General features: G+C 40.2%; 10 protein-coding genes. 3 read left to right on the top strand and 7 right to left on the bottom strand.

The genetic code is table 11. The features are described from left to right. Positions 1-5 precede the first annotated feature (5 nt). Positions 6-692: a hypothetical protein gene (locus BQ5338_RS12250; RefSeq protein WP_071147122.1), complete on the bottom strand. Its 687-nt coding sequence runs from the start codon at positions 690-692 to the stop codon at positions 6-8. Positions 693-787: 95 nt separating this feature from the next. Between BQ5338_RS12250 and BQ5338_RS12245 the strand changes: the two genes are divergently transcribed. After that, on the top strand, positions 788-2,209 hold the full coding sequence (locus BQ5338_RS12245; RefSeq protein ID WP_071147121.1) for an ATP-dependent DNA helicase: 1,422 nt from the start codon (positions 788-790) through the stop codon (positions 2,207-2,209). A gap of 386 nt (positions 2,210-2,595) precedes the next feature. Here BQ5338_RS12245 and alaS read toward each other — a convergent pair whose 3' ends face one another. Beyond that, positions 2,596-5,214, bottom strand: coding sequence for an alanine--tRNA ligase (gene alaS / locus BQ5338_RS12240; RefSeq protein WP_071147120.1), 2,619 nt, complete (start codon positions 5,212-5,214; stop codon positions 2,596-2,598). Positions 5,215-5,370: 156 nt separating this feature from the next. Here alaS and BQ5338_RS12235 point away from each other — a divergent pair, with 156 nt between their 5' ends. Both BQ5338_RS12235 and BQ5338_RS12230 read left to right on the top strand, forming a co-directional pair. Next, on the top strand, positions 5,371-6,339 hold the full coding sequence (locus tag BQ5338_RS12235; RefSeq protein ID WP_071147119.1) for a M23 family metallopeptidase: 969 nt from the start codon (positions 5,371-5,373) through the stop codon (positions 6,337-6,339). 33 nt (positions 6,340-6,372) lie between these two features. After that, positions 6,373-6,720, top strand: coding sequence for a MerR family transcriptional regulator (locus BQ5338_RS12230; protein ID WP_071147859.1), 348 nt, complete (start codon positions 6,373-6,375; stop codon positions 6,718-6,720). Positions 6,721-6,763: 43 nt separating this feature from the next. On the opposite strand, the gene BQ5338_RS12225 is transcribed toward BQ5338_RS12230, so the two are convergent. The 5 genes from BQ5338_RS12225 to BQ5338_RS12205 form a co-directional block, all read right to left on the bottom strand. Beyond that, a complete protein-coding gene (locus tag BQ5338_RS12225) occupies positions 6,764-9,013 on the bottom strand; it encodes a RelA/SpoT family protein (protein ID WP_071147858.1) in 2,250 nt (749 codons plus the stop codon). Positions 9,014-9,191: 178 nt separating this feature from the next. Next, a complete protein-coding gene (locus tag BQ5338_RS12220; RefSeq protein ID WP_071147118.1) occupies positions 9,192-10,517 on the bottom strand; it encodes a lytic transglycosylase domain-containing protein in 1,326 nt (441 codons plus the stop codon). A gap of 10 nt (positions 10,518-10,527) precedes the next feature. Continuing rightward, the gene (locus BQ5338_RS12215) at positions 10,528-11,304 is read right to left on the bottom strand and encodes a DUF5683 domain-containing protein (protein ID WP_071147117.1); all 777 of its coding nucleotides are present in this window, start codon (positions 11,302-11,304) and stop codon (positions 10,528-10,530) included. Then, entirely contained in the window at positions 11,305-12,195 is an 891-nt protein-coding gene (locus BQ5338_RS12210) for a ParB/RepB/Spo0J family partition protein (RefSeq protein WP_139265248.1), read from the bottom strand. A 6-nt stretch (positions 12,196-12,201) separates the two neighbouring features. Further along, complete coding sequence (locus BQ5338_RS12205; RefSeq protein ID WP_071147115.1) at positions 12,202-12,969, bottom strand: ParA family protein; 768 nt, start codon at positions 12,967-12,969, stop codon at positions 12,202-12,204. Positions 12,970-13,194: the final 225 nt, after the last annotated feature.

Here is a 13,194-nt window from a genome sequence, read left to right as displayed (position 1 = left end):
TATTATTATTCCCAGTTACCGGCATTGTTGTTAGGTGTTTCGAGCGATCCTAGCATTAAACCTGCGTATCGACCTAATTTGGCTTGTTTGTCTTTCAAATTCACTATTTCTTGTTCATTAAGGCCATTCAAGTATGAATCATAAGGAGCCTTAACTTCGAGTAAGTAAATTGGAGCACCTGACTTTGTTGTATCATTTTTTGTGGCCATCTCATATTGTTTGCCTTCTCCAAAAGGAATATATCTTAAAGAATCAGCATTGAAGCCTTTGGTAAAGATGGTGTCCATTACAGCTACCCACATTGTATCACGCTTGAAGTTTTCTAGACCAGCTGCTTTTACTTCTGCCCAATTTCCTGTTTTTTTTGCTTTATTGATAAGAGCCATTGCCTTTCTTTCTGTCAAGCCATCTTCTAATTGTTTATCGGAAAGAACACCTTCTTTCATGATAAAAGGAATCTTCTGAGTTTTTACGAAATCAATTAAAGAATCAAAGCTTGCAGTGTATTTGCCCCCATGGCGCATGCGAAATTCTTGTTGTGCCTTACGAATGTCGATTAAACGCGCAACAACAAGTTTTTCTCTGTGCTTTTGTTCTGTTTCAAACTTAATTGGACCCATGATACTGGCATAGCAGATGTAGGCTAATGCACAGACACAAAGAGCTAATACGATATTAATTACAGCTTTCATGATAAATATGTTTTTTTTAGTTTATATTCGTAGCACAAAAATAAAAAAATAAATCTAATAAGCGATAGCTCTGAGAATATTTTTCTTGTAAAGCGATGATAAATAACTATTTGGAAAGACAAATTAAGGAAAATTTTCCTTACGAACCTACTTTGGAACAAGAAAGAGCGGTTAGCTTGTTGGCCGACTTTCTACTTTCTCCCAAAAACGAAGCTGTTTTTGTGTTGAGAGGGTATGCCGGTACAGGAAAAACTTCGCTCGTTGGAGCTTTGGTCAAAACGATGGATGCGTTGCAGCAAAAGTCGATTCTTCTGGCACCTACCGGAAGAGCGGCGAAGGTTTTTTCGGCTTATGCCGGTCACTCTGCTTTCACTATTCACAAGAAGATATATAGGCAGCAATCATTCTCAAATGAGGTGAATAATTTTTCGATTAATGATAACCTGAGTGCGCATACTCTATTTATTGTAGATGAGGCCTCGATGATTTCGAATGAGGGACTCTCAGGAGCTGTGTTTGGAACGGGACGTTTGCTTGATGATTTGATGCAGTTTGTTTATTCGGGTACGGGATGCCGCCTCTTATTGATGGGCGACACGGCACAGCTACCTCCGGTGGGGCAGGAGCATGGACCTGCTCTTTCGTCAGAGGCATTGAAAGGATATGGACTGGAGGTACACGAAGCTAATTTGACTCAGGTGGTTCGGCAGATGCAGGACTCGGGGGTGTTATACAATGCTACGCAATTGCGTAGGTTGATTGCGGAAGAGAAGGGGTGCACGGTATTACCCAAAATAAAATTGCTCGGTTTTGCAGATATTTGTGTAGTGCCTGGTGATGAACTGATAGAGATGCTGACTCGTTGCTATGATCGTGATGGAATGGAAGAGACGATAGTGGTTTGTCGCTCTAATAAACGTGCTAACATCTATAATAATGGTATACGTAATTCTATACTTTATCGTGAGGATGAACTGAGTGGGGGTGATTACTTGATGGTGGCTAAAAATAACTATTACTGGACGGAGAAGTACAAGGAGATGGAGTTCATTGCCAATGGAGAAATCGCCTTGGTGCGACGGGTGAGGAGAACTCGTGAATTATATGGTTTTCGATTTGCTGAGGTAGTGCTCGCGTTTCCTGATTATGATGATTTTGAATTGGAAGTTAATCTGATTCTTGATACCTTGAGTTCTGATGCACCCGCACTTCCGAAAGCGGATAATGATCGGTTATTCTATAATGTGCTCGAAGATTATGCTGATATCACGGTGAAGCGTGATCGGATGCGGAAAATGAAGGCGGACCCGCATTATAATGCTCTGCAGGTGAAATATGCATATGCTGTGACTTGCCATAAAGCTCAGGGCGGTCAGTGGAAGAATGTTTTTCTTGACCAGGGATATATTACGCAGGAAAATCTTACTCCTGATTATTTTCGCTGGCTTTATACTGCTTTTACTCGTGCTACGGGAACGCTATACTTAATCAACTATCCAAAGGAGCAAATAGAATAGAGGATGGTTTCTTATGCTTACAGTGAGGCCGCTTTTGAACTCATTCTTGTCAAGAGCAATTTTACGTTTTGTTAACGACTTCTTGGCGTTTCAAACACAAAAAGGTGTTTTCTGATAACAATAAGAGGAAATTTTGTTTTCATTAGGGGTTATTCCGATAACATATAGACATATTGGTAAAGAGAAACCGTCTCATGAGTGAAAAGAAACCGGCAGTTGGCTAAACTGAACCGTTCTTTTGAGCATTTTGTGACGTGCAGATATAAAAAAAGAGAGTGCCAATGGACACTCTCTTTTTTGTTCAGTATAATTTGAAGGTACTTTAGTATGAATATTACAAATATACTACATGACAAAGGCAAATGCAAGTTTTTAGGCTATAATCTTTAGATACCTGCCAACTCTATCACTTTCTCCACAGCAGCATTTAGTCCGTCGGTGTTTTTACCTCCTGCCGTAGCAAAGTGAGCTTGACCGCCACCACCACCTTGAATCAGTTTGGCTGCCTCTTTCACTAGTTTGCCGGCATTCATTCCACCGGTTACAAGGTTGTCACTTAGCATGACAGTGAGTAATGGCTTTTGATTTTCAATGCTTCCGGCTACAAAGAACAAGTTCTCTGTTATTTCTCCTCGGAGTTGAAATGCAATGTTTTTGATAGCCTCTCCCGGTATGGGTAAGCAGACCTTAATTATTTTGACTCCGTTAATCTCTTGCATATTCTTTAGCAAGCTCTCTTTGATTACGGCTTCTTTCTCTTTCATGAATTCGTCGACTTGCTTCTTTAATCCCGCATTCTCGTCGATGTATTTTCTAATAGCAATAGCCAGATCGGGAGTATTGTTGAACAAAGCTCTCAGGTCAGTTAATGTATCCTGAATAGTATCTAACATTTCCTCTACCTTAGCCCCGGTGTAAGCTTCGATACGTCTTACGCCAGCTGCAACGGAACTTTCGGATACGATTTTCACCATCCCAATGTTTCCGGTAGCTGCCGCATGAGTTCCACCACAGAGCTCAATTGACTTACCGAATTGGATTACACGTACTTCATCACCGTATTTTTCACCAAACAAGGCTATAGCGCCAAGTTCTTTGGCATCAGCGATAGGAATGTTACGGTATTCTGTCAATGGGATGTTAGCACGAATCCGGGCATTCGCTAAGTGCTCTATCTGACGAATTTCTTCGTCGGTCACTTTCTGGAAGTGGGAGAAGTCGAAGCGAAGAGAGTCTGGTGTAACCAAAGAACCTTTCTGCTCTACATGTCCGCCTAATACTTCGCGCAAGGCTTCGTCGAGCAAGTGCGTGGCCGAGTGGTTGGCAGCACAAGCCGCACGTTTGTCTGTATCTACGCAGGCCATCATCGGAGCTTCCAAATGTTCGGGCAACTTTTTGGTGATGTGTACCGCTAGGTTATTCTCTTTCTTAGTGTCGATAACCTCAATGGTCTCAAATTCATTAACGATAACTCCGGTATCTCCTACTTGTCCACCGCTTTCGGCATAGAATGGAGTACTACTTAGTACCAGTTGGTAGAGTGTTTGGCTCTTTTGCTTTACTTGGCGGTAACGAAGAATCGATGTTTCGTATTCAGTGTAATCATATCCTACAAACTCAGATGTTCCTTCTTTCAGCGTAATCCAGTCGCCTGTTTCTACAGCGGCAGCGTTGCGTGCGCGTGCTTTTTGTATCTGCATTTCGGTGTTGAACTCTTCTATGTCCGCTGTCATTCCGTTTTCACGAAGAATAAGCTCAGTCAGGTCGAGTGGGAAACCGAATGTATCGTATAATGTAAAGGCATCTTTTCCACTGATAATCAACTTGCCGGCAGCTTTAGTATCGCTCATGGTTTTATCGAGCAAACGAATACCGGTTTCGAGTGTGCGCAGAAAAGATTCTTCTTCTTCTTTAATCACTTTCTCTATCAGTCCCTGTTGTGCAACCAACTCAGGATATGCAGCCCCCATGTTCTCTATCAATACAGGAAGCAACCTGTGCATAAAGGCTTGCCTCTGATTTAGGAACGTGTATCCGTAGCGTACGGCACGACGCAGGATGCGGCGAATTACATAGCCGGCTTTTGCGTTAGAAGGCAACTGCCCGTCAGTGATGGAGAATGCAATAGTACGTATATGATCAGCAATTACTCTCATAGCGATATCGTTCTGAGTATTTTCGCCGTATGTTGTGCCTGATATTGAGGCAATTTCCTTAATGATAGGTTGAAAAACATCCGTATCATAGTTGGACGTCTTTTTCTGAATAGCCATACAAAGACGTTCAAATCCCATACCAGTGTCTATAACCTTGGCTGGTAATCCATCCAGGCTTCCGTCTGCCTTACGGTTATATTGCATGAACACAAGATTCCATATTTCAATAACCTGTGGGTGGCTTTGGTTAACCAATTCAAGACCACTTACTTGTGCACGCTCGGCATCACTACGGAGGTCAATGTGTATTTCTGAGCAAGGACCGCAAGGACCGGTATCACCCATTTCCCAAAAGTTATCGTGCTTGTTGCCGTTGATGATGCGATCTGCCGGTAAGAATTGTCCCCAAATAGCAGCTGCTTCGTTATCGCGTTCCAAACCTTCTTCAGCATTTCCTTCGAATACTGTGGCATACAGAAGATTGGGATCCAACTTTAGTACTTCTACTAAGTATTCCCATGCCCATTCAATAGCTTCTTTTTTGAAGTAGTCGCCAAATGACCAGTTACCCAGCATTTCGAACATCGTATGGTGATACGTGTCATGTCCCACTTCTTCCAAATCATTATGTTTTCCGCTTACACGAAGACATTTTTGTGAATCGGCCACTCGCTTGTATTTTGCCGGATGGTTTCCCAGAATGATATCCTTAAACTGGTTCATACCTGCGTTTGTAAACATCAGTGTTGGGTCATCTTTTATCACCATCGGTGCCGAGGGTACAATCTGATGTCCTTTTGATTCGAAAAAATTCTTGAATGAATCTCTGATCTCTTTTGCCGTCAACATACTTCTATTCAGTTATAATATTCAGACTCTCGGTGTTTGGCATCACTTTAAAGCTTGCTATTTAGGAGTCTTTGAGGTTAATATTCTAAAAAAAGATGTGCAAAGATAGCTCGTTTTATTATTTTTGCCCTATTATTACGTGAAATATTTTCTCCGATGCGCAAAGTTTACTACATTTTTAACCCGCAAACACAGACTTACGATAGGATATATCCTACTGTTCGGCAGCGAGCATTAAGCATTCTGCGGAGGTTGTTTATTGGCATGGGCTTAGGCGCAGGGGCTTTTATACTATTGCTTTTTATCTTTGGTTCTCCATCGGAGAAAGAGTTGCGGACAGAAAATAGTCAATTGTTGGCTCAGTATAATGTGCTCTCTCGTCGCCTTGATGAGGCTTTAGGTGTACTACAAGATGTTCAGCAGCGAGATGATAACTTATATCGTGTTATTTTTCAGGCCGATCCCATTTCTTCGGCTATTCGCAAAGCCGGTTATGGGGGAACCAACCGATATGAAGGACTGATGGACATGGCTAATGCTGATTTGGTCGTGAATACAACTCAAAAGATGGACTTGCTCAGTAAGCAACTTTACATACAATCCAAGTCGTTTGATGATGTAGTGGAGATGTGTAAGAAGCACGATGAGATGTTAAAATGTCTTCCGGCCATTCAACCTGTTGCTAATAAGGATCTCAGGCAAACAGCTTCCGGTTACGGAATGCGTATAGATCCTATTTATGGAACGGCGAAATTTCATGGAGGAATGGACTTTTCTGCACACCCCGGAACAGATGTATATGCGACCGGAAATGGAGTTGTAGCGAAGATGGGGTGGGAGTCGGCATATGGCAATACTGTTGAAATAGATCATGGATTTGGATACCGAACCGTTTATGCGCATTTGCGTGACTATCGCACTAAGTTGGGTAAGAAAGTCGTTAGAGGTGAAGTAATAGGAGGTGTTGGAAGTACTGGTAGAAGTACTGGCCCGCATTTGCACTACGAAGTACATGTAAAGGGTGAACGGGTGAATCCTGTAAATTATTATTTCATGGATTTGAGCGCGGGAGATTATGAAAAAATGATTCAGATCGCAGCAAACCATGGTAAGGTATTCGATTAGTTTTTATAATGAAGTTTAATGAACACAAGAGATATGGTTTTAAATACAAATAAGGATCTGAAATTATACTACTCCATTAGCGAGGTGGCAGAAATGTTCGATGTGAATGAATCATTGCTCCGCTTTTGGGAGAAAGAGTTTCCCCAAATTATTCCTAAGAAGAGCGCTCGCGGAACGCGCCAGTATCGAAAGGAAGATCTGGAAACGATTAAACTTATCTATCATTTAGTAAAGGAAAAAGGCATGACTTTGCCTGGTGCAAGGCAGAAATTGAAAGATAATAAAGAATCTACAGTAAATAACTTCGAAATTATAGACCGATTAAAAAGTATCAAAGAAGAACTTTTGAAAATAAAGAATGAGTTGGATGGAAGAGGTTGACCTTCTCTTCTTCACTTAGCGTATTATCAAAGGAAAAAGCGAATTATGATTCAACTCGGGTTACTAATTTTACATTGTTTACTTTAAGTAGGTTGTCACAAATCTGTTTTACATCCTCCACATCATGCACATAAAGCTGTATCTTACCTTCAAAGATTCCGTCGTTCGTTTCAATGGCTAGCTTACGTATATTTACGTTTAATTGTTGAGAAATTACCTGAGTTATTTCATTCAAAAGTCCCACACTGTCAATTCCTTTAACGTAAATGTAAACAAGAAAAGAAAGAGTTTTGTGTGTATCCCAAGAAGTTGCGATGATTCGATTGCCATAACTACTTTTCAACTTAATCGCAACCGGACATTGGCGCTTGTGAATAATAATTCGTTCGTTTTCATCAATATATCCCAAAACATCATCTCCGGGAATAGGCTGGCAACAGTCAGCCATCATATAATTTTTCTGTATTGTTTCTTCAGTTAACTTAAGAACTTTCTTCGGATTAATCTTTTCTTGAGGTTCTTTGTCTGTTTCTAGCTTCTCTTTAGGGTCTTTATTTCCACTACCAAATGAGAACATCAGATATTTCTTCCAATTTCCGGATTGCTTCTCTTTGAGTTCGTTTTTGTCAGATTCGCCCAAAATGATACTTTTATTGCCTAAGGCAGTGAGAAGTTCCTCTCGACTTTTAAGATTATGGAATTTGTATATTTTTTCTATACTAGCTGCCTCAGGGCCGATCTCCTCTTTCGATAGAAAATCCAATAGTATTGCTTCGCCCTCTTTTTGAAAATTCTTTTGTTCCTTTTTGAGTATAGCTGCTATCTTAGCACGGGCTTTGGCAGTAGTGGCAAATACTTCCCATGAAGGTTGTACCCGTTGTGATTTGGATGTCAGTATTTCTACTTGATCTCCACTCTCCAGTTTGTGGCTTAGTGGCACCAGTTTGTGGTTTACTTTAGCTCCGATGCAATGGCTTCCCAAATCAGTATGTAGTGAGAAAGCAAAATCTAGCGCAGTAGAGTTTTGAGGCATCGTCTTTATCTCACCTTTAGGTGTAAAGACAAAGATTTCCGATGCAAACAAGTTGAGCTTTATTGTATCAAGAAAGTCAATGGCATCTGGTTGGGGATCGTCCAGAATCTCTTTGATGGTGCGAAGCCATTTTTCAAGTTCGCCATCATCTTCACTTCCTCCTCCTTCTTTATATTTCCAATGGGCGGCAAAGCCTTGTTCGGCAACATCGTTCATCCGTTCGCTTCGAATCTGTACTTCAATCCATTGTCCATTATTTCCCATGAGAGTTACATGGAGGGCCTGATAGCCATTTGCTTTAGGGTGGCTAACCCAATCGCGTAAGCGGTCGGGATGGGGCTTGTATATTTTAGAAATTGATACATAGATGTCAAAGCAATCGTTCAACTCTTCTTCTTCATTTAGAGGGTCGAAAATGACACGAACAGCTAGTAGATCATACACTTCTTCAAAAGGGACATGCTTGGTTTGCATTTTGTTCCATATTGAATAGATGGATTTAACTCGCGCCACAATACGATATTTCAGTCCCATCTTATCTAACTGTATGCGGATAGGAGCGGTGAAAACGTTGAAAACTTCATCGCGCTCGGCAGCAGTGGCAGTCAGCTTTTCTTCGATCTCTTGATATTCTTCAGGATGTTCGTATCTAAAGCTTAAGTTCTCGAGCTCTGTTTTAATCTGATTTAGCCCTAAACGGTTGGCTAAAGGAGCATAGATATATAATGTTTCGCCCGCTATCTTAAATTGTTTGTTGGGTAAAAGAGAGCCTAAGGTTCTCATATTGTGTAAACGGTCGGCTACCTTAATAAGAATTACCCGAATGTCATCCGACATGGTGAGTAGTAGCTTCTTGAAGTTCTCGGCTTGGGCAGAAGCTTTATCACCGAAGATACCGCCTGATATTTTAGTTAGACCGTCAACTATATGAGCTATTTTGGGGCCAAAGATGTTTTCTATATCTTCTACAGTGTAGTCTGTGTCTTCAACGACATCATGTAGTAGTGCTGAACAAATGGAAGTAGAGCCTAGTCCGATCTCGTTACACACGATTTTGGCAACCGATAGGGGATGCATTATATAGGGCTCGCCAGATTGTCGCTTAATGCCTTTGTGCGCTTGATTGGCAAAATTGAAAGCTTTCGTTATAATTTCAACGCGTTTGCGATGTTTGGTTTTAAGATAATCATTCAGTAATTCCTGAAATGATTGCTCAATCATCTCCTCATCCGATACCTCTTTAGAATTCACAATCTCCATCTCTTCATCTATTTCTTTCGTTGATTTGCAAAAATAAGCAAAATTCAATATCATGCAAGCAATAGCTAGCCTTTTCTTGTCGGATTATTTATTTAACAAGATTTCCGCACAGTAAGCTAAAACTTATTATGCGGAAATCTTGTAGCATAGTACTGTAGTTGTACTACTGCCATTTTTTCTATTTGTGAATTATCAATCGTTTTCCTGCGGCAATATTACTACCTCTTAGGTTGTTCCACTTTTTGATGTCGCTAACACGGACATGATATTTCTGAGCTATAGTGGATAATGTTTCTCCACTCCTAATTTTATGATAAGTTCTACTACCTTTTGATTTTCCTTTTGCTGAAACAACTGGTTGATCCTTAACTTCCACAACTTTTCGATCGTTGAAAAGTTCTTCGGCACGATGTGCATAAATGGTATCTTGGTTATCAATAAAAGTACTTATATAATTGTAAGGTAATCTCAGTGTATAAGGTTTTATGTCTCCAGGAATTATATTTCTTCTATATTGTGGGTTAAGGCTTTTTACCTGCTCTAAGCTAATGCCACAGATGTCTGATATCTGTTCGAAATGGAGGTTCTTGGATATCTGTACGGTATCGGTATTAGCCGGAATATCTGTTTCCATGGGGCAGATATTATGATCGCAGTAATAATTCATCAAGTAATTGGCCGCAATAAAGGCCGGTACATATCCACGAGTCTCTTTAGGCAAGTAGTTGTAGATACTCCAATAGTCGTTCTTCCCTCCTGAGCGGCGGATAGCTTTGTTTATGTTTCCAGGGCCGCAATTATAGGCTGCAATTACAAGATTCCAATCTTGGTAAATTGCATATAAATCTTTTAGATAGCGTGCTGCAGCCCATGTTGCTTTTATTGGATCGCGGCGTTCGTCTATCAAACTATTTACTTCCAAACCATAAATTTTTGCAGTGCCAATCATAAATTGCCATAAACCGGAAGCACCTGCACGTGAAGTCGCAGAAGGGTTTAGCGCTGATTCAATGACAGGTAGGTATTTTAATTCAAGGGGAAGGTTATAGGCATCTAGCGCTTCTTCGAAAATGGGTACGTAAAAGTTGGAAGCACTTAGCATAAAAGAGACCTGATTACGCAATCGGCTGGCATACATATCTATGAACTTACGAACAACTTCATTGTATGGCATCTCCATAACAGTTGGTATGCGAGAAAGTCTTTGGATATATACGGAGTCACTGAAAAAAGGGTTTTCATCAGCTGTACTGCAGTCTTTGCCTATTTTAATGTAGTTCTTTGCTTTCCAATCGTTGAGCAAACTATCTACCGGGTAGGTCATACTTTCCGGAAGATCAATGCTTTCCTTGCGCTGAGTCCCGTTTCCTTGAATCACTACATCAATGCTTTGTGCTTGCGCATAGCTTGATATAATTAGATAACAAAAAAACAGGCTCCAGTAGATATACCTTGATTTGTTTGACGCTTTACTTGTAATGAGATCTATTTTTTTCTTCTTCATTCTTTTTAATTTAAAACCGGAGGCTACACTGTACACCGACAGAATTTCCAGACTTGTACCGGTCGTTGATAATTGTAGGTTCCACTCGCATGCTGAGGTCAGGAGTTATGTCAAAATTTGAAAGTTCGGCATCTACATAAGCATCGATGACCGAAATTAAGTAAACTCCTATAAAAGCAAAAATACTAAGATCACGATATCGCCGATAGGTGTCTTTGCGTTTCTTCAAAATAGTCTGTAATTGACTATTTGTATAAGTTGAGTTTGGAGGGAGTAAGTCTAGGTAACTATCCGTAGTTGGGTCAGTATCCATGATGTCCATATAAGCCTGCGAATAATCTTTATACATCTTGTTGTTCCATGTTAAAGCATATGCACACCCTGCAAAGCCACCATAGATGATGGGGAGCTTCCAATACTTGCGATTATAAATCTGTCCCCCTCCAGGTATAACGAGCGCATACCAAGTTGCTTTGCCTGAATCAGGAATCCATAGTTTTTTCGGCTTAACTAATTCAAGACTATCTTTTGGGCTATTACTTTGTAACTGCTGAATGGCTTTGGGCTCTAATTCCTCCAAATTTCGCTTGTTTACATTTACCAGACTATCAGCACGTACACGTATAAGGCTATCTGTTGTGAGCGAATCTGTAAGTCCAATTTCTTTGTTACTCATGCGCTTACGACGAGCAGCAGCCTCTTGTGCATGCGCATCAACTCCTGGAATCTGAAGCATACAGAGGAACAAGATGATACTTAAATAATATTTCGTGATTCTTATTGTCATTTATTTCTTTAGCGCATCAAACATTTCCATGATACGCTCTAATTCTTCTTCGTTATTGAACGGGATACTTATTTTACCTTTACCTTTTTCCGAGCAAGTTAATTGCACTTTGGTGTTGAAGAAACCAGATAAGTGTTTTTTTAATAGATTAAACTCTTCAGGTAACTTGGCGCGTTTAGGTGCTATCTTTTTTCCTCCACTCTTTATGGTTTCTCCTTCACTCAGTGATTTCACTAGTTCTTCTACTTTACGAACAGAATATCCGTGTTCCAGTATTTCATCGAAAACTTTAACTTGAAGTTTTGGATCGGCTAGCGTAATCAATGCGCGTGCATGGCCCATGTCAATTTGTCTATTCTGGATGGCCATTTGTATTGAGGCCGGAAGTTTGAGCAATCGTAAATAGTTTGCAATAGTGGTACGCTTTTTTCCTACTCGTTCACTAAGTCTTTCTTGCGTTAAATCGTATTGCTCAATGAGGTGTTGGTAGGCTAAAGCTATTTCCACAGAGTTCAAGTCTTCACGCTGAATATTTTCAATCAAAGCCATTTCCATCACGTTTTCATCGTCGGCAGTACGTATGTAGGCTGGTATGGTTAATAATCCGGCTTTCAGAGATGCTCGATAGCGTCGTTCTCCTGCTATAATCTGATATTCTTCATCAGAAAGTTTACGTAGAGTAATAGGTTGGATGATTCCTATTTCAGAGATGGAGTCTGATAGTTCTTGAAGAGCTGTTTCATCAAATTCACGACGTGGTTGATTAGGATTGACAGAGATCTTCGATAATTCTATTTCATTTATAGAAGAAGAACCTTCGGTTTTTACTTCATCCATAGAGAGCAAAGCGTCAAGCCCTCTTCCTAGTGTATTTCTTCTTTGTACCATAATCTTCGTTTATTTAGTATTTCTGCTGATAAGTTCTTTCGCTAAAGCCAAATAGTTCTTGGCTCCAGTTGATTCAGCATCGTAGAGGATCGTAGGAAGTCCATAGCTAGGGGCTTCACTTAATTTCACATTACGTTGAATGACTGTGTTAAATACTAATTCCTGGAAGTGACGTTTCACTTCGTCGTATATTTGGTTGGCCTGACGTAAACGAGAGTCGTACATCGTAAGGAGAAATCCTTCTATCTCTAAAGTCGGATTCAACTTAGATTTAATAATTTTAATCGTATTTAGTAGTTTGCTGATTCCTTCGAGGGCGAAATATTCGGCTTGCACCGGAATAATAACAGAGTCGGCAGCAGTTAATGCATTAATTGTTATTAGCCCTAGTGATGGTGAACAATCTATCAAAATGTAGTCATAATCATCTTTCAGTGGAGTCAGTACCTCTTTCAATATCTTTTCTCGATTTTTCAGGTTAAGCATTTCTATTTCAGCTCCTACCAAATTAATATGCGAGGAGATTATTTTTAATGATTCAATCTCGGTATCGAGAATGGCACCTTTTACGTCAACCTTGTCTATTATACATTCGTAAATGGTGCATTCTGATTGCTTGATGTCTACGCCTAATCCTGATGAGGCGTTTGCCTGAGGATCAGCATCAACAACCAGCACTTTCTTTTCAAGAGTAGCAAGCGAGGCTGCGAGATTTATGGTGGTGGTGGTTTTACCCACACCGCCTTTTTGATTAGCCAAAGCAATTATTTTTCCCATATGCTTTAATTTTATGGCAGCGAAATAAGTGATAATAACTTAGAGTGCCTACTAAAAAAGAGAAACTTTGCAAAATCAGTTGATAAAATGCACTTTTTGTTAATAACTTAATGCAAAACACTATTTTATTCAGCTTGTTATCTCTTTTGGGCACGCAAATATATATATTTTCATTGAATTAAATGGCTTTTTTTCACTCACTTGCAGAACATTAAGGTTTCTAAA

The sequence above is a fragment of the Bacteroides ihuae genome (assembly GCF_900104585.1).
Lineage (GTDB): Bacteria > Bacteroidota > Bacteroidia > Bacteroidales > Bacteroidaceae > Bacteroides > Bacteroides ihuae.
Note: the sequence above shows the minus strand (reverse complement) of the source record. Positions and strands in the feature narration are given on the sequence as shown.